This window comes from Nocardia sp. NPDC059691 (assembly GCF_042733915.1).
Taxonomy (GTDB): domain Bacteria; phylum Actinomycetota; class Actinomycetes; order Mycobacteriales; family Mycobacteriaceae; genus Nocardia; species Nocardia sichangensis.
The window spans coordinates 420131-442595 of the sequence record NZ_JBHWFB010000003.1 but is presented as its reverse complement, the minus strand read 5'-3'; the positions used below and the strand labels follow the sequence as shown (position 1 = coordinate 442595).

The window sequence follows — 22465 nt, the reverse complement described above, 5'->3', positions numbered from 1 at the left end:
GCATGCCCATTCCGTACGATCACGGACCAGCAGGCTAGCCGAGGTCCTTGCGGCCCTGCTCGATGAAGTCGCTCATCAAAGAATCGAGCTTGTTGATGAAATTCATGAGCACCGTATCGAGGGCGGCGCCGTCGAGCTTCCGTTCATCGCTGTCGGAAGGGGCCTCGGTCCTGATCGTATATTTCTGTACGAAGGGCATGTAGTGCTTGTCCAGCAATTCTTTGGTCTCTTCGGGAAATTTGGCCAACAGGTGGATCATGTCTTCGCTGGATGTCATGGAGGCCATATAGAGAGTGGACAGGAACTTGTTCATGCGCTGGCTGAACTCGACTGTCGCGGAGCGGAAGCCGTCGAGGTTGTCCACGCGAAGGAGACCGGCCATCTTTCCCGTCTGCTCCACGAAATTGAAAGTGCTCGCAAGAAATTCGTAGTATGACTTTTGGCGATTCTCGCGAGTCACCTGTATCAACGCTAGTTGCTGGTCTCTGTCTGCCTTGTTGACCGTGACGTACACGGCCGCCGACGCCGACACGACACTGGAGATCAGTGCAGCGCACAGGGCCGCTATGAGCGCGTAGCGTCCACTTCTGGTGGTCGCGTCCGCCTCGCGCGGGTGCACGTCCTCTTGCGCGGCCGGTGCGGTCGTGGAGTTTTCCTCGGACTGGTCGGGGGGTATCTCGGGCGACGAAGCCGCTTCATTTCTGTCCCGGTGCGGTGGAGAAGCTGGTTCAGTGGCCATTTTCACTCCCACCGGAAGAGGGCTTTCGGTCGACAGATGATCTTATGTGGACGGAGGACGTGGTCGGCGGAATTACTCGCTCGGGTGTCGCCTATGCCGACGTGCCGGGGATGGCTCGTTCCGAGGGTGTGCCGATGAGCACGGTGCTCGTGGTCCGGCCCTGTCCCCGCAGGCCCTCGGCACCGGTGGGGTCGGCCGATTACGCTGTTCGCTATGTCTGTCCGCACCCGCAAGCCTCTCGTCCCCGGAACGCTGTCGCCCACCCGCGAAGTACCGCGCACCATCGAGCGCCCGGAATACGCGTGGAAGAAGACCGCCAACGAGGGACGCGAGCCCTGGGTGCAGACCGCCGAGACGATCGAGAAGATGCGCATCGCGGGCAAGATCGCCGCGCAGGCGCTGGAGGAGGCGGGCAAGGCGGTCGCCCCCGGTGTCACCACCGACGAGCTGGACCGCATCGCGCACGAGTACATGTGCGACCACGGCGCCTACCCGTCGACCCTCGGTTACAAGGGTTTCCCGAAGTCGTGCTGCACCTCGCTGAACGAGGTCATCTGCCACGGCATTCCGGACTCGACCGTGATCGAGGACGGCGACATCGTCAACATCGACGTCACCGCCTACATCGACGGCGTGCACGGCGACACCAACAAGACCTTCCTCGCCGGTAACGTCGACGAGGAGGTGCGCCTGCTCGTCGAGCGGACCGAGGAGGCCACCATGCGGGCCATCAAAGCCGTGCGTCCCGGTCGAGCGCTGAACGTGATCGGCCGCGTCATCGAGTCCTATGCCAACCGTTTCGGCTACGGCGTGGTGCGCGACTTCACCGGCCACGGCGTCGGCCCGACCTTTCACAGCGGGCTCGTGGTGCTGCACTACGACCAGCCCGCGGTGGAGACCATCATCGAACCCGGCATGACGTTCACCATCGAGCCGATGATCAACCTCGGCGGCATCGACTACGAGATCTGGGACGACGGCTGGACCGTGGTGACCAAGGACCGCAAGTGGACCGCGCAGTTCGAGCACACCTTGGTGGTCACCGATTCCGGGACCGAGATCTTGACCCTCCCGTGACCGGGGGCCCGGCCGTGCGCCGGAGGACCGGCCCGCGATGAAGGGCGCGCTGCTGGTCGCGGGCACGACCTCGGACGCGGGGAAGAGCGTCGTCGTGGCCGGGATCTGCCGGTGGCTGGCGCGGCGCGGCGTGCGGGTCGCGCCGTTCAAGGCGCAGAACATGTCCAACAATTCCGTGGTCACGCTCGACGGCGGGGAGATCGGGCGGGCGCAGGCGTTGCAGGCTCAGGCGTGCGGGCTGGAGCCCAGCGTGCGGTTCAATCCCGTCCTGCTCAAGCCCGGCAGCGACCGCCGTTCCCAGCTGGTGGTGCGGGGCAAGGCGATCGGCACCGTCGGCGCCGAGGACTACTTCCGGCATCGGCGGGAATTGCGCGATGTGGTGGCCGCGGAACTCGCCGCGCTGCGCGCCGAATTCGACGTGGTCGTCTGTGAAGGCGCCGGATCGCCCGCCGAGATCAACTTGCGCGCGACGGATCTGGCGAACATGGGCCTCGCGCGCGCGGCGGGCCTGCCGGTGCTGCTGGTCGGGGACATCGATCGCGGCGGCGTGCTCGCCCACCTGTTCGGCACCGTCGCCATCCTGGAACCCGAGGACCAGCGACTGATCTCGGGTTTCATCGTGAACAAGTTCCGCGGCGCGGTGGAGCTGCTACAGCCGGGACTGGAGCGTCTCACCGAACTCACCGGTCGCCCGACCCTCGGTGTGCTGCCGTACGCCGAAGACCTCTGGATCGACGCGGAGGACTCGCTGGGCACCCTCGCCGACGCGCCGGTGGGCCGCCCCCGGCCGCCGGTGGGCGAGGAATGGCTGACCGTCGCCGCGATCCGGCTGCCGCGCATCTCCAACTCCACCGACGTCGAGGCGCTGGCCTGCGAACCGGGCGTCGCGGTGCGCTGGGTGACCGAGCCGTCCCGGCTGGCGAACGCCGATCTGGTGGTGCTGCCCGGCAGTAAGGCGACGGTGTCGGATCTGCGGTGGTTGCGGCGTACCGGCATCGCCGACGCGCTGATGGCGCGCGCCGCCGCGGGCGGGCCGATCCTGGGCGTGTGCGGCGGATATCAGATGCTCGGCACCCGCGTTCTCGACCGCGTCGAGTCCGGCGCGGGTGCGGTGGACGGACTCGGGCTGCTCGACCTGACCGTCGAATTCGCCGAACCGAAGGTGTTGCGCCGCAGTGCGGGGCACGCGGCGGGCGTCGCCGTGCGCGGCTACGAGATCCATCACGGCCGCGTCACGCACCGCGGCGACCCGGCGTGGCTCACGATCGACGGCGAGCCGGAGGGCAGCGTCCGCGGCGCGGTGTGGGGCACCCACCTGCACGGGCTGCTCGAGTCCGACGAGTTCCGCCGCGGGTGGCTCCGCGCGGTCGCCGCCGCGGCGGGCCGGTCGGGATTCGCTGTGGCCGAGGATGTTTCGGTCGCGGGGGTGCGCGCCGCGCAACTCGATCTGCTGGCCGACCTGATCGAAGGTCACCTCGACCTCGCCGCGCTCGAGCGCCTGGTCGCCGAGGGTGCGCCCGCCGGTCTGCCGATCATGGCCACCGACGTGATGCTCGCGAGCGACCGTATCGGTTGACGGGAGCCACCCCGCGCCTTACCTTGCAGTAAGGAATTCGGCTCCAGGTAAGGCTGAGTCGAGCGAGTGCGGTCGGGTGCGAGGATGATGGCGGCGGAGAAGAGACCCAACAGCCGAGGGGGCAATGTGGTGTCGGCGACGGTGACCAGTAAGGGGCAGATCACCATCCCGATCGACGTGCGTGTGGCGATGGGATTGCGTACCGGAGTGCGGGTCGCCTTCGTCCCCACGCCCAGCGGCACCTACGAACTGGTGCCCGAAACGCGCACGATCAAGTCGCTGAAGGGCATCGTGGGCTGGTCCGGCTCGCCGATCGGCCTCGCGGAGATGAACGAGGCCATCGCGGGCAACGTGGTGGAAGGGAAGGCGCAATGATCGGCCTGGACGCGAACGTGCTGATCCGCTACCTCACCCAGGACGACCCGGAGCAATCCGCCCGCGCCAATCAGGTGATCGACGGGCTCAGCGAGAGCAAACCCGGCTACATCACGATGATCGTGCTCGCCGAGATCCACTGGGTGCTGCGCCGCGGCTACAAACAGGATCCCGAAGCGGTCACCGACGTGTTGCTCGGACTGCTCGATTCCAGCGAGATCGTGGTCGAGCGCGCCGACACCGTTCGCCAGGCGCTGCGCCGGGCCGCCGACGGCGCGGACTTCGCCGACGCGCTGATCCAGCAGCTCGGCCAGGAGGCCGGGTGTGACCTGACCGTCACCTTCGACCACAACGCAGGTGAGCGGGCCGGGATGCGCCTGCTCGCCTGATTCCGCCACCCCGGACCCGCCGCCACGGCGCCGCGAGCCGTGTAGCGTGAATCGGCATGGAATCTCGGCAGATCACGGTGGGTGACCGGGCGTGGACCGTGCGGATCGACGGACCGGAATCCCGGCACAGCGTGCTGCTGCTGCCCGACGCGGGCGAGCCGGCGGACGTCTTCGATCGGGTGTGCGCTCGCCTGCACACCTCGGATCTGCGCACCTTCGCGGTGGAGTCGATCGACGGCCTCGACGCGGCCGGTGTGACCGCGATCCTCGATGAGCTGGGGTTGCCGTGGGTCAACGTGGCCGGATGCGGCGCAGGCGCCGTGCTGGCCTGGCAGGTGTGCGCACAGGGCTTCGGCCGCTTCCAGAGCCTGGTCGTGGCCGATCGCGGCCACCCGGCGACTCCCGGCGCCGACGGAACGGTGGTGGATGCGTCCACCGGTCCGGTCGAGGTACCCACCACGCTCTTGGTGACCAAGAATCTGCCACGCTCGGTGGCCGACACGTCGGGGCGGTTCGTCTACGGCGAATTCCGGGTGGTCGAGGTCGACGTCACCGACGTGGCCACCGAAGCCGACCACGAGCTGGCCACCGAGATCGTGCTACGCACCAGCCTCTGGTGACTTCGCGCCCTGGTAGTCCGCGAGCCAGTCGAGCCAGCTGTCGAGCTCGCGGAACGCCTGGGCCAGCGGTTCCGGGCCGGACAGGAACACGTCGTGCTTGGCGCCGTCGATCGGCACCATGTTGGTGCGGTCGCCAAGGCAACCCGACCAGCGCTGGATCTGTTTGACGTCGAGCACCGCGTCGGCCACGGCCACGGCGGGACCGTACTGTTTGGCGAACTTGGTCATCCGGGAGCGCAGGATCAGGGAGGGCACCCCGATGTCCAGGCCCTGGTGCAGCCGCGCGTGGCCGTTGCGGATCGCGCGCAGCCAGCCGAGCCGGACCGGGAAGCCCTGCAACGGCTTCCAGTCCAGGTTGTACTCCCACTCACCGGACGCCGAGTGGTGCAGGCTGTCGCCGTAGGTGCTGATCTTGCCGCCGGGCAGCTGGACCATCTTCCGGAACCGTCCCACGGCCTTGATGATCGGCGTTCCGATGCTCCGGTAGTACGCGGGACCCTGCAGGTCGAACCACGGGCTGTTGAGCACGACGCCGGTGATCCCCGCGGCGGCCGTGCCCTGGGCCCGATTGAGCCGGTCCAGCCACAGCGACACGACCAGGCCGCCGGTCGAGTGGGCGTTGAGCACGACGGGAGCACCGGTCTCGGCCCGGACGATCCGCAGCGACTCCGCCAGCTCGCGATCGTAGAAAGCGAGATCCGTCACATAGTGGGGGGTCTGCCCTTCACGCAGCGACCGCCCGCATTTACGCAGGTCGAGAGCATAGAACTGGAACCCGCGCGCGGTGAAGTGCTCGGCCAGATGCTCCTGGAAGAAGTAATCGGTGAAGCCATGGACATAGAGCACCGCGCCCGCGGTCTGCTCGACGTCGCCGGACGGGACGTAGCGCACCAGCGTGGCGGCCACCTCGCCCTCACCGTCGGGGTCGGGACCGAGGTCCAGCGTGCGCTGCTGATAGTGCGGGCCGAGGACGTCGGGGCGCCAGCCTGCGCCATCCGGGGAGGTGCTGACCGGCTCGGCAAGCGACTGTTCGTTCGTCACGCGACCAATCTATTGGACGGTGTCGAACGCGGACAGTCCGCGGCCGCCGCCCGGCCGCCGAAGTGACGACCGTCTCTGTCGCATTCCGCACATTCCGCAGGTTCGCTGCGGGGTGGCGGCGTGGTGAGGTGCACAATTGGGCTTAGGTGAACGGCGGGTAACCTGACTCCCGCCATGCCGTTCGGAACCGGCGGACGCCGGAACCGAGCCACAACTACACCGTGCCCAGGCTGGTCCACCCGCCCGGTGGGCCCGCGCAGACAAGGAAGTCGATCTACCCGTGCCGAACGCTGCCATGACTGAAAAGACCGATGTAGTACTCATCGGTGCCGGCATCATGAGTGCCACCCTCGGCGCGCTGCTGCGGCAGCTGCAGCCGGACTGGTCGATCTCCCTGTTCGAGCGGCTCGACGCCGCCGCCGCGGAGAGCAGCGATCCGTGGAACAACGCGGGCACCGGACACTCGGCGCTGTGCGAGCTGAACTACAGCCCGCAGGCGCCCGACGGCTCGGTGGACATCACCAAGGCCGTCGACATCAACGAGCGCTTCCAGGTCTCCCGCCAGTTCTGGTCCTACGGCGTGGAGAACGGCATCCTGCGCGATCCGTCCGCCTTCATCAACCCCATCCCGCACGTCAGCTTCGTGCACGGCGCCGACAACGTGCAGTACCTGCGCAAGCGGTACGAGGCGCTGGCGCCGCACCCGCTGTTCGAGGGCATGGAGTACATCGACAGCCCCGACGAGTTCTCCCGCCGCCTGCCGCTGATGGCCCGGGGGCGCGACTTCTCCGATCCGATCGCGTTGAACTGGACCGACGGCGGCACCGACATCGACTTCGGCTCGCTCACCCAGGAACTGCTCGCCTACCTCGGCGCCTCCGGCGCCGACCTGGCCTTCGGGCACGAGGTGCGTGACCTGTCCAAGCAGTCCGACGGATCCTGGCTGGTCACGGTCCGCAACGTACGCACCCGCGAAAGTCGCACGCTGATCAGCAAATTCGTCTTCGTCGGCGCGGGCGGCGGCGCGCTGCCGCTGCTGCAGAAGGCGAATATCAAGGAAGCCAAGGGCTTCGGCGGGTTCCCGGTGAGCGGTCAGTTCTTCCGCTGCGTGAACCCGGCGCTGATCAACCAGCACGAGGCCAAGGTGTACGGCAAGGCCGCGGTCGGCGCTCCGCCGATGTCGGTGCCGCATCTGGACACTCGCGTCATCAAGGGCAAGCCGGGCCTGCTGTTCGGCCCGTACGCGGGCTGGACGCCGAAGTTCCTCAAGGACGGCAAGAACACCGACCTGTTCAAGTCGGTGCGGCCGAACAACATCTTCTCGCTGCTCGGCGTCGGCGTCACCGAACTCGGCCTGACCAAGTACCTGGTCAGCGAGCTGCTGAAGTCGGAGGCGGGCAAGGTGATCACGCTGTCGGAGTTCATCCCGCGCGCCGAGGCCAGGGACTGGGAGCTGATCACCGCGGGCCAGCGCGTGCAGGTGATCCGGCGCAAGGGCGCGGGTGGCGTGCTCGAGTTCGGCACCGCCGTGATCGCCGCCCAGGACGGCACCATCGCCGGTCTGCTCGGCGCGTCCCCGGGCGCCTCCACCTGCGTGACCGCCATGCTGGACGTGCTGCAGCGGTGCTTCCCGCAGGAGTACGCCGAATGGACGCCGAAGCTGAAGGAGATGGTGCCCTCGCTGGGCGTCAAGCTCTCGGAGGACCCGGCGCTGTTCCACGAAGTGTGGGATTGGACCTCCAAGGCGCTCAACCTCGTCGACGGCGGCGACAACACGCCGAGACGTGCAGGGGTCGCGGCGAACGCCTAGGTTGTGATAGCAAGGCGCGATGATGTCAACGGTTGCTCTCAAACGCTCCTGGGCGCAGGATCTCGATACCGCGACGCTCTACCAGCTGTTGAAACTTCGCGTCGAAGTCTTCGTCGTCGAACAGAAGTGCGCGTACCCCGAACTGGACGGGAAGGACCTGCTTCCCGAGACCCGGCACTTCTGGCTCGATGACGAGGGCGAGGTCATCGCCACGCTGCGGTTGTGCGAAGAGCACCGCGACGGGGTGAAGAGCTTCCGCATCGGCAGGCTCTGCACCGCGGCTCCCGCTCGCGGACACGGGTACACCACGCGACTGCTGCAGGCGGCGCTGGCCGAGGTGGGCTCGGCGACGGTGCGCCTGAGCGCGCAGAGCTACCTGATCGACCTGTACACCAAGCACGGCTTCAAGGTCGACGGCCCGGAGTTCGAGGAAGACGGCATCGCGCACGTGCCGATGCGCAGGGGAGGCGAGTAGCCAACCCATCCGCCATTCGCACCCGCTCCGGAAGTCTCCGGGGCGGGTGCGGCGCTTTCGCGGCCCGCCCGCATCGGTTCTGAATCGAAGGGCACTGTCGGATGGGCGCGGGCGCGCCCTTAGAGTTGGGGCGTGTCCCTGTCCCATGCCGAAACAGTGCCTACGTCCGATCAGCGCGGCCGAACACTTTCCACCTCGGACGGTGAGGCGGGATTTCCCTTCTCGGCGGTGGTCGGGCAGGAACGGCTGCAACTGGCGCTGATTCTCTGCGCGGTGCATCCCGGTATCGGCGGGGTGCTGGTGCGCGGCGAGAAGGGCACCGCGAAATCGACCGTGGTGCGCGCGCTGGCGCAGTTGCTGCCCCCGGTGGTGGACGAGACCGGCGCGCGGCCCGCGCGCTTGGTGGAGTTGCCGGTGGGCGCGACCGAGGACCGCGTGGTCGGCTCGCTGGACTTGGAGCGGGTGCTGCGCGACGGGGAGCAGGCGTTCCGTCCCGGCCTGCTGGCCGCCGCCCATCACGGTGTGCTGTACGTCGACGAGGTCAATCTGCTGCACGACCATCTGGTGGACGTGCTGCTGGACGCCGCGGCGATGGGCCGGGTGCACATCGAGCGCGACGGTGTGTCGCATTCGCACCCGGCGCGATTCGTTCTGGTCGGCACCATGAATCCAGAAGAGGGCGAGCTGCGTCCACAGCTGCTGGACCGATTCGGCCTGACCGTGGACGTGGCCGCCTCCCGGGACGTGGACGTGCGCATGGCGGTGGTGCGCCGCAGGCTGGACTACGAGGCCGACCCGGCCCGATTCGCCGCCGGGTACGCCGAGGCCGACCAGGAAGTGGCCGAACGGATTCTCGCCGCTCGCGACCGACTGGGACAGGTGGCGCTCAACGATGTGGAGCTGCGCCGGATCGCCGCGCTGTGCGCCGCGTTCGACGTCGACGGCATGCGCGCCGACCTGGTCGTCGCGCGCACCGCGACAGCGCACGCCGCATGGCGCGGCGGCGACGCGGTGACCGAGCACGACGTGCGGGTGGCCGCCGAACTGGCGTTGCCGCACCGGTGCAGGCGCGATCCGTTCGACGAGCCCGGCATCAGCGAGCAACAGCTCGACGACGCCATGCGCGACGCCGCCGCGGAGGTGCAACGCGAACAGCCGTCGTCCGCGCAGCAGGACGCCGGGGAGGCCGACGGTGCGGTGACGGACGACGAAAGACGGGCTCGTCCCGGGGACGACCCGGACGACCCCCTACCGCCGGAAGGTCCGGGCGGAGGCCATGAAGACCCGTCGCCGCCGGTCGGTCCGGGTGGCGGGCGCTCGGGTGAAGGTCGTACCGGCACACCGGTTTCCGCTGGTGCGCGGACACCGCGCTGGGAGGTGCCCGGTGTCGGCGAGGGCGCTCCGGGGCGCCGCTCACGCGCGGAATCCCGGCACGGGCGAGCGGTGCGTTCCAGCACCGACACCTCCTCGGGGCTGCACCTGCTCGGCACCGTGTTCGCGGCCGCGCCGCATCAGCATGCGCGCGGGCGGGCCGCCGGGCCGTTGCGGCTGGCCGCCGAGGACCTCCGTGGTGCGTATCGGGAAGGCCGCGAAGGGAATCTGGTCGTGTTCGTCGTCGACGCCTCCGGCTCGATGGCCGCCCGCGACCGGTTGTCCGCGGTCACCGGCGCGGTCGTCACGCTGCTGCGCGATGCCTACCAGCGCCGCGACAAGGTCGCCGTCGTCACCGTGCGGGGTGCCGAGGCCGAACTCGTGCTGCCGCCCACCTCGTCGGTCGACATCGCGGTGCGCCGGTTGTCCGGGATGCGCACGGGCGGGAAGACGCCGTTGGCCGCGGGCCTGCTGAAGGCGCGCGAGATCGTGCTGCGCGAGCGGGTGCGGGATCCGCGCCGCAGGCCCATGCTGGTGCTGCTCACCGATGGTCGCGCCACCGGAGGCGCGGACCCGGTTCCCCGTGCCCGCGCCGCGGCCCGCTCGCTCGCCAGGGACGCGGTCACCTCGATCGTGGTCGACTGCGAACGCGGCATGATCCGCCTCGGTCTCGCCGCGGATCTGGCTCGCGACCTGCGCGGCGGATATCTGCGGTTGGCCGAGCTGACCGGCGATTCGGTCGCCGATGTCGTGCGGTCGAGTTCCGCACGCCCGAGTGGTGCGGTTCGAGCGGCGTGACCACGACTTTCGATCGGCGTGTCCGCTGCGTGCCGCTCGGCGGCACTCGCCTGGTGGGCGGCGCGATCGGTCGAGCGGGCACGCGCCCGTTCGGTCCGGGCCGGTTGTGTGAGGTCGTGGCTTCCGACCTGGACACGCTGTAGGTCGAGAGCAAGGAGATTCGATGCCCAAGGGTGTTCCCGAGACCGTTCCCGACGACGGACTGACCACGCGGCAGCGGCGCAACCAGCCGGTGCTCGCCGTGCACACGGGGCCGGGCAAGGGCAAGTCGACGGCCGCGTTCGGGATGGCGCTGCGGGCCTGGAACCAAGGTTTCGACGTCGCGGTGTTCCAATTCGTGAAGAGCGCCAAATGGAAGGTCGGGGAGGAAGCCGCCTTCCGCGCTCTCGGCACACTGCACGAGCAGACCGGCGCGGGCGGGCCGGTCGAATGGCACAAGATGGGCGAGGGCTGGTCCTGGACCCGCAAGCAGGGCACCGAAGACGACCACGCCGCGGCCGCGCTGGCGGGCTGGCAGGAGATCGCCCGCCGCCTGAAGAATGAACAACACCGCTTCTACGTCCTCGACGAATTCACCTACCCCCTCAAATGGGGCTGGGTGGACACCGCCGAAGTAGTCGAAACCCTCCGCACCCGCCCCGGAAACCAACACGTCGTCATCACCGGCCGCGACGCCCCCCAACCCCTCATCGAAGCCGCCGACCTGGTCACCGAAATGACCAAACTCAAACACCCCATGGACGCGGGCCGCAAAGGCCAACGAGGCATCGAATGGTGATCTCCGCGAGTGGCACATGGCTGCGGCGAATCGCGAGAGGGCCGCACGAGGGTGTGCCACTCGCGAAGCGGAGGCGGGGATGAGAGCCGTTGTGGTGGCGGCGCCTGCGTCGGGGAGCGGGAAGACGACGGTGGCGACCGGGTTGGTGGGGGCGTTGCGGCGGGTGGGGCATCGGGTGGCGCCGTTCAAGGTGGGGCCGGATTACATCGATCCGGGATATCACGGGTTGGCGGCGGGGCGGCCGGGGAGGAACCTGGATCCGGTGCTGGTGGGGGAGGAGCGAGTTGTGCCGTTGTACCGGCACGGCGCACGGGGGTGCGATCTCGCCGTGGTCGAGGGCGTGATGGGGCTGTTCGACGGGCGGATCGATGAACACTATTCCGGCGCGGTGGCGGAGGGTTCGACGGCGCAGGTCGCGGCGCTGCTCGGGGCGCCTGTGGTGCTGGTGGTGGACGCGCGCGGGCACAGCCAGAGCCTGGCGGCGCTGCTGCACGGATTCGCGACCTTCGACAGCGGCGTCCGGCTCGGCGGTGTGATCCTGAATCGGGTCGGCAGTGAACGGCACGAGCAAGTGCTGCGCGCCGCCTGCGATCGCGTCGGGCTGCCGGTGCTCGGGTCGTTGCCGCGCCTGGCCGAACTCGAGGTGCCTTCCCGGCATCTCGGCTTGATCCCGGCCGTGGAACACGGTTCGGCCGCGACAGCGGCGGTGGCGGCGATGACGGACCTCGTCGCCGCGCATGTGGACCTGCACGCCGTCGCCGCACTCGCTCGCTCGTCGGTGGCGGGACCCGCGTGGGATCCCGCCGCGGCCGTGCGTGGGCTCGAAGGAGTAGCGGACTCCACGGCGTCGCTCGGTGAAGCCGGTGACATGGCGGCGTCGACAGTTGTCGGCGGTGATCGGGACTCGCGCGTCTCCACGGAGCCTGGTGGTATGCCGCGAGCCGACGAAAGCACGGACGGCGCGATCGTCATCGGCGGACCCGCCGATCGGGAGGGTCCGCTGATCGCCGTGGCGGGTGGCCCGGCGTTCACGTTCGGCTATGCCGAGCACCGCGAGTTGCTGACGGCCGCGGGGGCGCAGGTGGTCGTCTTCGATCCGCTGCACGACGAATTGCCCGCCCGGACAGCGGGAATGGTGCTGCCAGGTGGCTTCCCCGAGGAACACGCCGCGGAGCTGGCCGCCAATGCCGGCCTGTTGCGGGCGGTGGCCGAAGCCGCCCGCCACGGGATGCCGGTCCATGCCGAATGCGCCGGGCTGCTGTATCTGACCCGCTCGCTGGACGGGCACCCGATGGCCGGGGTGGTGGAGGCCGACGCCGCGTTCGGGCCGCGCCTGACGCTCGGTTACCGAGACGCCGTCGCGCTCGCCGACTCGCCGTTGTGGCGGGCCGGGGAACGGGTCCGTGGGCACGAATTCCACCGCACGCGCCTGGTGTCCGCGCCGCCACGGAATCCGGCGTGGGGATGGCGCGGAAGCGCGGGAGAGCGCGTCCAGGAAGGGGCCCTCAGCGGCAACGTGCATGCCTCGTACCTGCACACACATCCGGCGGGGAATCCCCAGGCGGTGCGTCGATTCGTGACGGAGACAGTGCGTTTCGCGAGTTCCCGTGCCGTCCGCTGAGATCGTCGTCGGCATCGGCCTGCGACCGCGCACTTCGGCCCGCACGATTCGCGCTGCCCTGCACGAGGGCGTAGGCGACCATCGGATCGTGTGCCTCGCCACCATCACGCGGCGCTCCGCCGAACCCGGACTGCGCGCGGTCGCCGCTGACCTCCGGGTGCCGCTACGGTCCTACTCCGCCGACGAACTGGCGGCGGTCACCGTCCCGAACCCGGGAGACCGGACGCGTGCCGCCATCGGCACGGCAAGCGTCGCGGAGGCCGCGGCGCTGCTCGCCGCCGAAGGCGGGCCGCTGGTGCTGTCCAAATGCGTCGTGCACGGCGTGGTGCTCGCTGCAGCGCTGTACGAGCGGTAGAGCCGTTCGACCCTGCGGCCCCTGTTTCAGGGTGCGACCGAGCCCCAGTCGGCGAAGCCCGTGGGGTCGTGGCGGCCGATGCTGGCGTGCTCGAACAGGCCCCAGCCTTCGGCGTCGCCGCAGCGGGCGCGGGCCACGTGGTCGGTGACGCCGTAGGGGATGCGGGCGGCGATCCCAGGGTCGGTGAGGTCGTAGCGGCTGGAGGAGGACCAGTCGCGGCCTTTCCACTGGCCGTGCTGCCAGTCGGGATCGCCGCCGTAGCCGCACCCGACGTGCAAGGGAACGCCCGTGCCCGGCGTGATCTCGATCTCGAGGGGTTTGCCGTCCGGCGTGGTCAGCTCCAGTCGCGCCCCGACGGGAAACCTTGTGCCGGAACGATAGTCGATGGCGATGCGGGGCCAGCCGAGCTGTTCGGTGCGTCCGTCCGGCCAGATCCGGGTCGCGTCGTTGAGGGTGCGCCTGCCGTCCGGCTCCTCCTGCACGATGACCACGACGGCGAAGTCGTCGAACCGCAGCGGCACGTAGAGCCACCAGAATCCGCCCGAGGGCTCGGCGGCCGCGCGTCCGGGCGGCTCGGTCTCGCCGACCGGGCGGATGCCCCACGAACGATCCCTGGTCCCGGTCCACACCGCCGGGTCGACCGTGATGTCGTCGCCGTCCACGTGCAGCGTTCCCGCCCACGAGCCGACCTGCGCGAATCGGGACGCGTCGATGATCGGCCGGTTGCCCGCGAGGATCAGGTGCGGTTGTTCCTGCACGGCGGGGAAGGCCCCGGTCCAGGTCAGGTCGAAGCCGAGATCGTCGTGCTCGCAGACCACCCGGATGCGCCGCAGCGGTTCGATCACTTCGACGCGGTAGCCGCCGACGCGCTGGTCGAGGCTCCGGTCGCCGAGCGCGTCGGAGAAGCGCACCGCGCGCACCGTGTCGCCGCGCCGGACGGCGGCGTAGGCGTCGGTCACCCCGAGGTTGGGGTACACGCCGAGACCGGTGATCAGGAACGTGCCGCCGTCGCGGTCGTGCGCGTTGAAGTAGCTGCGGTCGTAGAAGTTCCGATCGCTACTGGCCACCCGGGCCAGCGACAGCGGGGTCTGGTGGATCGGGTACTCGTCCAAGGGCACAGGCATGATCAGTCCCATTCGTAGGTTCCGTCGAGCAGCGCTTCCAGGCTTGCCCGGTGCATGACGTAGTCGTCGCGGTCCGGCGTGTCGGTGTCCTCGCCGAAGTGGATCATCCTGCGTTTCACCCGCGCCATCACGATCGCGTGCCGCAGCGCGGCGTACACGAGGTAGAAATCGAGATCGCGCACCGTGTGACCGGTCAGCTCCTCGTATTTCGACACCACGTCGTCGCGGCGGAGGAAATCGGGGAGCCCCGGCTGCCCGAAGCGGGTGGCCAGATCCTGGAAGAACCGGTGGATGAAGATCACCCAGCCCAGGTCGAGTTCCCGCGGCCCGAGGGCGGCCATCTCCCAGTCCAGCACCGCCACCGGGTCGAATTCGCGGTAGATGATGTTGCCCGGGCGGGCGTCGCCCCAAGTGAGCACATCCGGACCGGGGTCGGCGGGCCAGTGCTCCTCCAGCCAGGTGAAACTTCGCTCGATGAGTGGGATCTCGTAGCCGTCGTCCGCGAGCGCCCACCGGTACCAGGAGCGCTGCGCGGCGACGTGCCTGCGCAGCGAGTCACCCGGCCCGCTCAGCATCGGGAAGTGCGCCGCCGGGTCGGGGATGCCGTGGATCTTCGCGATCACCTCGACGGTGTTGTGGGTGAGCCGAAGGCGGTCGGCGGGATCGGCATCGAACAGCCAGCCGATGAACACGTACGGCGGGTTGTCCGTCGGCACCCGTCCGTCCACCCGGCGCATGACGAAGAACGGTGCGCCGAGCGGCGTTTCGTCGTTCTCCAGCCAGCACAGGCCCGGCACCGGCACGTCGGTGGCCGCGGCGACGCCGGCCATCACCTGGTACTGGGTGGCCAGGTCGTAGGTCTCGAAGACCGGGAACGATCCGGCCTCGGGCGCCATCCGCGCCACGAACGACCCGCGCTCCGCCCGACCCCCGACGGTCCATTCGGCGTCGAACAGAATCGAGGTGCTGGACATGCCGCCGGACTGCGGACGCGACAGATCCGAGATGCGCGGCAACTCGTCCGCGGCGACCTTCGTGTTCAGCCAGCGCGCCAGGTTCCCGGCGAGCGTGTCCAGGTCGCGTTCGCTGACGGTCAGCTGCTGTCGCTGTGCCGGGTCCGGATCGTCGGTCATCATTGTCCTCCTGACACGTGCGGCCCGGGTGCACCGCTGGCGGTGCGCCGGGATACGCGACTGTAACGCGTTCTAGTTATTGACGGGCCGGAACCGGGAACGAATCCCGGCGCCGCTCGGTGCGGCGGGCACGTAGGCCGAAAGAAGTACCCGGAAATCCAGGGTTTTCCCGGAGGTCATCCCATGACCTGGTCGGATACTTTCGGCTGGCCAATCTGTCGGCCTGCGAGGGGAGCGGTGTGCGTACCGTCGAAATGGAAGTCCTGACGAGCGGCGAGGCGCGAACCGGTGGCGAGCGGCGGCCGTGGAGCCTGCCGGCCCGGATCGCGTTCCGCTTCGTCTTCGCCTACTTCGGTCTGTTCTGCCTGCTGTTCGCCCAGATCCTCTTCGTCTTCACCGGGATACTGAGCAAGTGGCTGCCCGAGAGCGCGATCCTGTGGCAGATGCGCACGACGAGCCCGCTGGTCGGGTGGGTCGGCGAGCATGTCTTCGGGGTCGAAGCCGTCTTGCACGAGAATTCGGGCAGCGGCGACCAGGCCGCGATCTGGCTGCTGATCTTCTGCGAACTCGTCGCCGCGGCGCTGATCACGATCGTCTGGTCGATCCTCGATCGCCGCCGCCGGGACTACACGGCACTGCGCAACTGGTTCCTGGTATTCATCCGGCTGTGCCTGGGCGGCCAAATGCTCTTCTACGGTCTGGCCAAGGCGATTCCGTCGCAGATGCCCGCGCCTTCGCTGACCGCGCTGCTGCAACCGTACGGGACGATGAGCCCGGCGTCGGTGCTCTGGAACCAGGTCGGCGCCGCGCCCATGTACGAAATCCTGCTCGGTACGGCCGAGGTGCTCGGTGGCCTGCTGCTGTTCCTCCCGCGCACCGCGACGGCGGGCGCGTTGCTCAGTCTGGTGAGCATGGCGCAGGTCTTCGTGCTGAACATGACCTACGACGTGCCGGTGAAGATCCTCTCGTTCCACTTGCTGTTGCTCTCGCTGGTGGTGCTGGCGCCGCAGGCCGGGCGGTTGGCGAACCTGCTCGTGCTGGAACGCCCGTCCGAACCGGCCGCGCAGCCGCCGCTGTTCGGTTCCCGCCGCGCGAATCGGATCGCGGCGGTGGCGCAAGTGGCTCTGGGCCTGTGGGTGCTGATCGGTGGTGTGTACATCGGCTGGCACACCTGGCGCGAGTCGGGTGACGGCGCGCCGAAGCCTGCGCTCTACGGCATCTGGACCGTCGGCGAGTTCACCAGGGACGGGCATCCGGCGCCGCCGCTGCTCACCGACGAGGGCCGCTGGCGGCGGCTCGTCTTCGACCGCCATGGCACGACCGTGCAGAAGATGGACGACTCGTTCGTGCCCGTCGTGGCGGTGGTCGACGAGGCCGCGCACACCATTGTTGTGTCGGAGGCTTCCGCGTCGGCAGGCGCTCCGCCCGCTCGCCTCGGCGCCTTCACCTTCACCCGACCCGGTACGGACACGCTGTCGTTGACAGGTGAGCTGAACGGAACGCCGGTGACCTTGTCGATGGACCGGATGGACCTGAATTCCTTCCCGCTGCGCGGCCGGGGATTCCACTTTGTTCAGGAATACCCGTACTTCCGCTGAAATCCGTTACGGCCACGGCTCTTTTCGATACCTTCGGTCTGCATCGACTCGGACTGGAGGGCCGTCGTGACCGAAGCGATCTTGGATCGGACCGACGCCGCCGCTAGCGCGGAGGACGCCGGGGTCCGGCCGTGGAGCGGGGCGACCCGGGTGACGTTCCGTTTCGGCTTCCTGTACTTCGGACTGTTCTGCCTGGCGTATCCGTCGATCGTCCCGGAGTTCCTCGGACTGACGCGCGAATGGCTGCCGGACTGGGTGAACTACGGCGCGGCCCGCGCGCTGCGTCCGGTGGTGGAGGGGGTCGGGACGCGCGTGTTCGGCGCGTCCGTCGCGGCGAACACCGCTTCGATCAGCGGTGACCAGGCGTACTTCTGGGTGCTGGTGTTCGTCGTCCTGGTGGCCGCGGTGTTCGGAACCCTGCTCTGGAGCGTGCTGGATCGGCAGCGGCCGCATTACCGCGCCGTGCAACCGTGGTTCCTGCTGTTCGTGCGTTTGTGCCTGGCGGGGCAGCTGGTCTCCTACGGCATGGCGAAGGCCGTCCCGACCCAGATGCCGCCCACACCGCTGAGCCGATTGCTCGAGCCCTACGGGAACTTCAGTCCGATGGCGGTGCTCTGGAACCACATCGGGGTGTCGCCGCAGTACGAGATCCTGCTGGGCTCGGCAGAACTGCTCGCCGGTGTGCTGCTGTTCGTACCGCGCACCGCGCTGGTGGGCGCCATGCTCGCCTTGGTATGCACGACACAGGTGTTCGTGCTGGACATGACCTACGACGTGCCCGCGAAAATCCTGTCGTTCCACCTGATGTTGCTGTGCCTGGTGCTGCTCGTTCCGGAGGCCGGGCGTCTGGCGAACGTGCTCGTACTGGACCGGCCCACCGGACCGTCGACGACACCGCCGTTGCTGCACTCGCCCCGGGCCCGTCGGATCGCGGCCGCGGTGCAGATCGCGCTCGGGGTGTGGCTGGTGTTCTCGAACGCCTACACCGGCTGGGAAAGGTGGAACGAAGAGGGAGCCGGGCGGCCGGAACCTCCGCTGTACGGCATCTGGGCGGTCACCGACTTCAGCGTGGACGGCAACCCGCTTCCACCGTTGAGCACCGATCAATTACGTTGGCAGAAAATCGTTTTCGACCGGGACGGGGCGACCGTGCAACGAATGGACGGTCAGTTGGTCCCGGTGCTCGCCATGGTCGATCCCGGCGCGCGCACGCTTGTCATGGCCGCGCCGCCGACGGCCGTCGGCGGGGGACCGCAACCGCTGGGCAGTTTCGGCTTCGACCGGCCCGCGCCCGAACGGCTGACCTTGACGGGCACGCTCGCCGGGCAGCCGGTCTCGGTGGCGCTGACCCCGGTCGCGCTCGAGGACTTCCCATTGCGCAGCCGCGGTTTTCATTGGGTGCAGGAATATCCGTATTTCCGCTGAGCCGCCCGCTGCTCGGGTCAGGCCTCGAGATCGTCGGCGAATCCGATGTCCTCGTGCCACAGCGCGGGATGCTCGGCGATGAAGCGGGTCATCAGGTCGATGCAGCGCCGGTCTTCCAGAACGGTGACGGCGACGCCGTGCCCGGCGAGCCATTCGTGCCCGCCGGAGAAGGTCTGCGACTCCCCGACCACCACCGAGCCGATGCCGAACTGACGGACCAGGCCGCTGCAATACCAGCACGGCGAAAGCGTGGTGACCATGATGGTGTCGCGGTAATCGCGGCGACGTCCCGCCGCGCGGAAGGCGTCGGTCTCGGCGTGCATGCTGGGGTCGCCGGACTGCACCCGGCGGTTGCGGCCACGCCCGAGCAGGGTGCCGCCCGCGTCGAAGAGGGCGGCGCCGATCGGGATCCCGCCCTCGGCGAGCCCGCGCAGCGCCTCGTCGTAGGCCACGTCGAGCAGTCGTGCCGGTGTCGGCTGCTTCATCGGTCCGCCTTTCCGAGCTGGACGACTACACCGCAACCTACCGCCGCGGACCGCCGAATCGCTTGTTACCGCTGGTCACAGTAGGTTTGCCCGGCCGTGCGGTCGTTGCGTCGTCCGTGCGGGCGTGCCGGTCGATTGCCGGGGCCCGACGGTCACGCCGTAGGCTCGAAACTTGTGCCGAACACGTCAGACGCAACGCAAGAGCAGCCCACCGGCGACCCGAACTACCTGGTCGGGCTCGATCTGCACGGACGGCGTGTCGTCGTGGTCGGCGGTGGGTCGGTGGCGCAGCGCAGGCTGGGCCTGTTGATCGCCTCCGGCGCGGACGTCCACGTCGTGAGTCGTGCCGTCACGCCGGCGGTCGAGGGAATGGCGAGCTCCGGGCAGATCACCGTCACGCTGCGCGATTACGCCGACGGCGACCTCGACGGCGCCTGGTACGCGATCGCGTGCACCGACGAACCCGAGACCAACGCGGCGGTGGTGGCCGAGGCGACCCGGCGGCGGGTCTTCTGCGTGCGGGCCGACACGGCACGGCTGGGCACGGCGGTCACCCCGGCCACCGCGCGCTACGACGGGCTCACCCTCGGTGTGCTCGCGAGCGGGCAGCACCGGCGCTCGGCGGCCGTGCGCAACGCGTTGCTGGAAGCCCTGCAATCCGGTGTCGTGAGCGACGACTCGACGCCGATCGCGCCCGGTGTCGCCCTGGTGGGCGGTGGGCCCGGTGATCCCGACCTGATCACCGTGCGCGGACGGCGGCTGCTGGCCAGGGCGGATCTGGTGGTGGCCGACCGGCTCGCGCCGCCGGAACTGCTCGCCGAGCTCGGGCCCGAGGTCGAGGTGGTCGACGCCGCCAAGATCCCGTACGGGCGGGCGATGGCGCAGGAAGCGATCAACAACGCGTTGATCGAAGGCGCGAAGGCGGGCAAGTTCGTGGTGCGGCTCAAGGGCGGCGACCCGTACGTGTTCGGGCGCGGGTACGAGGAGCTGGAGGCCTGTGTGGCCGCCGGGGTCCCGGTCACGGTGGTGCCCGGCGTCACCAGTCCCATCTCGGTGCCCGCCGCCGCGGGTATCCCGGTGACCCATCGCGGCGTCACCCACGAGTTCGTGGTGGTGAGCGGGCACGTCGCGCCGGATCACCCGGATTCGCTGGTGGACTGGCCCGCGCTGGCCCGGCTGCGCGGCACCCTGGTGCTGATGATGGCGGTGGAGCGGATCGAACAATTCGCCGCCGCGCTGCTGGAGGGCGGTCGTCCGGCGGGTACCCCCGCCACCGTCATCCAGGAGGGCACGCTGCGCACGCAGCGCGTGCTGCGCGCCGATCTCGGCACGGTGGCCGCCCGGGTGCGCGCCGAGGGCATCCGCCCACCCGCGATCGTGGTGATCGGCCCGACCGCCGGTTTCTCCGCCGACGCGCTCGTTCCGCACGCCGACTCCGCGGCGGGCTAGCGTCCGCGGCGGTGCGGCGATCCGATTCCGCGAGACCATGGCCGCATCGACCGCCGCCCGTCCCGGTCGCGGTGGCACCCGTGCCGGTGGCCGCCCGCCGAGTGCGCGCGTCGTCGCTCGCGGGCCGGCGCCCGATCCGCCCCGCGACGTGCCGCACAGCAAGTCGCCCGGTCGACCGAGGGCCGGCAGTGGAGCGGACGAGCCGGAGACCTTTCGGCCCGCCCGGATCACACGGTCCGCTCCCCGTCGTGCGCCCGGCCGGGCCGGTGGGCGGACAAATACGGCAGCGGCATCAATTACAGTGACTCACTGTGCTTCGGAACCCCGCTGCGACGATGCAGTATCCAGTGACGCAGCGGGCCTTCGGGCTCGCGATCCTAGTCCTGAGCGGATTGCAGCTCATGGTCGTGCTCGACGGCACGGTCGTGATCTTCGCGCTGCCGCGGCTGCAAGAGGAAATGGGGTTGTCCAGCGCGGGCAGCGCTTGGACGGTGACCTCCTACGGGCTCACCTTCGCGGGTCTGATGCTGCTCGGCGGCAGGCTCGGTGACGCGTTCGGCCGCAAGCGCATGCTCGTGGTCGGTGTCGCGGTGTTCACGCTGGCCTCGCTGTTGTGCGGATTGGCGCAGAACCAGGCGATGCTGCTCGCCGCGCGGGCCTTCCAGGGCGCGGGCGCGGCCGTCGCGGCGCCGACCGCGTTCGCGCTCGTGGCGACGACCTTCGCGCCGGGCAAGGCGCGCAACCAGGCGATCGCGATCGTCGGGTCGATGGTCGGCATCGGCTCCGTCGGCGGCCTCGTGGTCGGCGGCGCGCTGACCCAGTTGTCGTGGCGGTGGATCTTCCTGATCAACGTCCCGATCGGCGCGCTGATCATCCTCGGCGCGGCCTACAAGCTCGCCGACACCGAACATCACCGTTCGGCCCTCGACATCCCCGGCGCGGTGCTCGGCACCTTCGCCTGCGCGTCGATCGTTTTCGGCGCGACCGAGGGGCCGGAGATGGGGTGGGGGCACCCGGCGATCATCGGTTCGCTGATCGCGGGCGTCGTGCTGCTGATCGTCTTCGTGGCGCTGGAACGGCGGGTGGACGACCCGCTGCTGCCGTGGTCGCTGTTCGACAGCCGTGACCGCGTCGCCACCTTCCTGCTGATCTTCCTGGCCGGCGGCGTGCTGGGCGCGATGACCTTCTTCGTCGCCCAGTTCATGCAGAACGTCATCGGGTACGGGCCGCTCAAGGCGGGCGTCGCGGCGATTCCGTTCACCGTCGGCATCGGCATCGGCGGCGCGGTGGCCTCCAAGGCGGCGCTGTACATCGCGCCGCGCTGGCTGCTCGCGGGCGCGGCCGTGGTGCTCGGTGTCGGACTGCTGTTCGGCTCCACCCTCGACGGCGAGGTCATGTACTTCGCCACGCTGCTGCCGCTGCTGGTGGTGATCGGCTTCGGCGTCGGCATCGCCATGGTGCTCGCACCGCTGTGCGTGCTGGTCGGCGTGCCGCCCGCCAATATCGGCCCGCTGGCCGCGGTCGGGCAGATGTTCATGAACCTTGCCACCCCCGTGGCCATCGGCCTGCTCACCCCGATCGCCGCCTCCCGCACCCTCTCGCTCGGCGGCCGCACCGAGAAGGTGGCCGGGATGACGTCCGCGGAGATCGCCGCGCTCGGCAACGGCTACACCCTGGTGCTGTTCGTCTGCGCCTTCGCTGCCTTCGCGGCCGGGCTGGTCGCCCTGACCCTGCGCTTCACCCCGCAGCAACTGGCCATGGCCCAGCACGCCCAAGAAGAAGCCCAGCAGGCCTGAACTCAGAACCTCCCCGCTACTCGACGGGGTGTCACGCGCACGATGACGCGCGGGCCGTCGTTGACGGAGGCGGGGTTGAAGTCCACGTACTTCTGTCCGGTGTACTTCGCCGACAGCTCGTTGGGCAGCGTCTTCTCCGGATCGGGCGTGAGGGTCGCGCTGCCCCGGATCTCCGCGTAGACGTACGGGTTGTCCGGCGGATTGATCAGCACGGTGATGCGCGGGTCGCGCGCGAGGTTCTTGCCCTGCTGGCGATCCGTCGTGGTGGAGAAGAGCAGGTCGTTGCCGTCGCGCTTCAGCCAGATCACGGTCAGGTGCGGCTGCCCGTTGGGGCCGATCGTGGCCGCGGTGGCGAAGACCTTCTCTTCGTCCAGGTACTTCTTCAGTTCGTCGGAGAACTCAGCGGTAGTGGTCACGCTCTGAGCGAACA

Annotated in this window: 22 protein-coding genes; 16 read left to right on the top strand and 6 right to left on the bottom strand. The window is 69.3% G+C overall.

Translation table 11 applies throughout. The features are described 5' to 3' along the window. Positions 1-34: 34 nt before the first annotated feature. A complete protein-coding gene (locus tag ACFV2O_RS09295) occupies positions 35-739 on the bottom strand; it encodes a hypothetical protein (protein ID WP_379251416.1) in 705 nt (234 codons plus the stop codon). A 213-nt stretch (positions 740-952) separates the two neighbouring features. On the opposite strand from ACFV2O_RS09295, the gene map reads away from it, so the two are divergent. The 5 genes from map to ACFV2O_RS09270 all read left to right on the top strand — a co-directional run bounded on the left by map (position 953) and on the right by ACFV2O_RS09270 (position 4776). Further along, positions 953-1816 (top strand): type I methionyl aminopeptidase, encoded by an 864-nt coding sequence (map, locus tag ACFV2O_RS09290; protein ID WP_379251415.1) that lies wholly within the window; start codon positions 953-955, stop codon positions 1814-1816. Positions 1817-1853: 37 nt separating this feature from the next. Next, positions 1854-3392, top strand: a complete 1539-nt coding sequence (locus ACFV2O_RS09285; RefSeq protein WP_379251414.1) for a cobyric acid synthase — start codon at positions 1854-1856, stop codon at positions 3390-3392. A gap of 141 nt (positions 3393-3533) precedes the next feature. After that, complete coding sequence (locus tag ACFV2O_RS09280; protein ID WP_355070037.1) at positions 3534-3767, top strand: AbrB/MazE/SpoVT family DNA-binding domain-containing protein; 234 nt, start codon at positions 3534-3536, stop codon at positions 3765-3767. Next, entirely contained in the window at positions 3764-4156 is a 393-nt protein-coding gene (locus ACFV2O_RS09275; protein WP_195149221.1) for a PIN domain-containing protein, read from the top strand. Before ACFV2O_RS09280 ends, ACFV2O_RS09275 begins: the two co-directional genes overlap by 4 nt. A 56-nt stretch (positions 4157-4212) precedes the next feature. Continuing rightward, positions 4213-4776: an alpha/beta hydrolase gene (locus tag ACFV2O_RS09270; RefSeq protein ID WP_379251413.1), complete on the top strand. Its 564-nt coding sequence runs from the start codon at positions 4213-4215 to the stop codon at positions 4774-4776. On the opposite strand, the gene ACFV2O_RS09265 is transcribed toward ACFV2O_RS09270, so the two are convergent. Continuing rightward, a complete protein-coding gene (locus ACFV2O_RS09265; protein WP_379251412.1) occupies positions 4756-5817 on the bottom strand; it encodes an alpha/beta hydrolase in 1062 nt (353 codons plus the stop codon). The two genes, ACFV2O_RS09270 and ACFV2O_RS09265, sit on opposite strands and share 21 nt — an antisense overlap. Positions 5818-6112: 295 nt before the next feature. Here ACFV2O_RS09265 and mqo point away from each other — a divergent pair, with 295 nt between their 5' ends. The 7 genes from mqo to ACFV2O_RS09230 all read left to right on the top strand — a co-directional run bounded on the left by mqo (position 6113) and on the right by ACFV2O_RS09230 (position 13025). Continuing rightward, complete coding sequence (gene mqo / locus ACFV2O_RS09260; protein WP_355070043.1) at positions 6113-7627, top strand: malate dehydrogenase (quinone); 1515 nt, start codon at positions 6113-6115, stop codon at positions 7625-7627. Positions 7628-7646: 19 nt separating this feature from the next. Next, entirely contained in the window at positions 7647-8102 is a 456-nt protein-coding gene (locus tag ACFV2O_RS09255; protein WP_379251410.1) for a GNAT family N-acetyltransferase, read from the top strand. Positions 8103-8258: 156 nt separating this feature from the next. Then, on the top strand, positions 8259-10271 hold the full coding sequence (locus tag ACFV2O_RS09250) for a VWA domain-containing protein (protein ID WP_379251572.1): 2013 nt from the start codon (positions 8259-8261) through the stop codon (positions 10269-10271). Then, a complete protein-coding gene (locus ACFV2O_RS09245) occupies positions 10268-10414 on the top strand; it encodes a hypothetical protein (protein WP_379251408.1) in 147 nt (48 codons plus the stop codon). The genes ACFV2O_RS09250 and ACFV2O_RS09245 overlap by 4 nt, the downstream gene beginning before the upstream one ends. Positions 10415-10434: 20 nt before the next feature. Continuing rightward, on the top strand, positions 10435-11049 hold the full coding sequence (gene cobO, locus ACFV2O_RS09240; RefSeq protein ID WP_379251406.1) for a cob(I)yrinic acid a,c-diamide adenosyltransferase: 615 nt from the start codon (positions 10435-10437) through the stop codon (positions 11047-11049). 79 nt (positions 11050-11128) lie between these two features. Then, positions 11129-12670 carry a cobyrinate a,c-diamide synthase gene (locus tag ACFV2O_RS09235; protein ID WP_379251404.1) on the top strand — a complete coding sequence of 514 codons (1542 nt, stop codon included), beginning with the start codon at positions 11129-11131 and terminating at the stop codon, positions 12668-12670. Further along, entirely contained in the window at positions 12657-13025 is a 369-nt protein-coding gene (locus ACFV2O_RS09230) for a cobalamin biosynthesis protein (protein ID WP_379251402.1), read from the top strand. The genes ACFV2O_RS09235 and ACFV2O_RS09230 overlap by 14 nt, the downstream gene beginning before the upstream one ends. 26 nt (positions 13026-13051) lie before the next feature. Here the strand turns inward: ACFV2O_RS09230 and ACFV2O_RS09225 are convergent, their stop codons facing one another. Continuing rightward, positions 13052-14149 (bottom strand): hypothetical protein, encoded by a 1098-nt coding sequence (locus ACFV2O_RS09225; RefSeq protein WP_379251400.1) that lies wholly within the window; start codon positions 14147-14149, stop codon positions 13052-13054. 2 nt (positions 14150-14151) lie between these two features. Further along, positions 14152-15282, bottom strand: coding sequence for a phosphotransferase family protein (locus ACFV2O_RS09220; RefSeq protein WP_379251398.1), 1131 nt, complete (start codon positions 15280-15282; stop codon positions 14152-14154). A 239-nt stretch (positions 15283-15521) separates the two neighbouring features. Here ACFV2O_RS09220 and ACFV2O_RS09215 point away from each other — a divergent pair, with 239 nt between their 5' ends. Continuing rightward, on the top strand, positions 15522-16880 hold the full coding sequence (locus ACFV2O_RS09215) for a DoxX family protein (RefSeq protein ID WP_379251396.1): 1359 nt from the start codon (positions 15522-15524) through the stop codon (positions 16878-16880). 66 nt (positions 16881-16946) lie between these two features. Next, positions 16947-18305 (top strand): DoxX family protein, encoded by a 1359-nt coding sequence (locus tag ACFV2O_RS09210; RefSeq protein ID WP_379251394.1) that lies wholly within the window; start codon positions 16947-16949, stop codon positions 18303-18305. 17 nt (positions 18306-18322) lie between these two features. Here ACFV2O_RS09210 and ACFV2O_RS09205 read toward each other — a convergent pair whose 3' ends face one another. Next, on the bottom strand, positions 18323-18766 hold the full coding sequence (locus ACFV2O_RS09205; protein WP_355070998.1) for a nucleoside deaminase: 444 nt from the start codon (positions 18764-18766) through the stop codon (positions 18323-18325). A gap of 198 nt (positions 18767-18964) precedes the next feature. Here ACFV2O_RS09205 and cobA point away from each other — a divergent pair, with 198 nt between their 5' ends. Then, on the top strand, positions 18965-20239 hold the full coding sequence (gene cobA / locus ACFV2O_RS09200) for a uroporphyrinogen-III C-methyltransferase (protein WP_355070063.1): 1275 nt from the start codon (positions 18965-18967) through the stop codon (positions 20237-20239). A gap of 335 nt (positions 20240-20574) precedes the next feature. Next, on the top strand, positions 20575-22035 hold the full coding sequence (locus tag ACFV2O_RS09195; protein ID WP_355070065.1) for an MFS transporter: 1461 nt from the start codon (positions 20575-20577) through the stop codon (positions 22033-22035). Positions 22036-22037: 2 nt separating this feature from the next. Here ACFV2O_RS09195 and ACFV2O_RS09190 read toward each other — a convergent pair whose 3' ends face one another. Continuing rightward, a complete protein-coding gene (locus tag ACFV2O_RS09190; RefSeq protein ID WP_355070067.1) occupies positions 22038-22451 on the bottom strand; it encodes a PPOX class F420-dependent oxidoreductase in 414 nt (137 codons plus the stop codon). Positions 22452-22465: the final 14 nt, after the last annotated feature.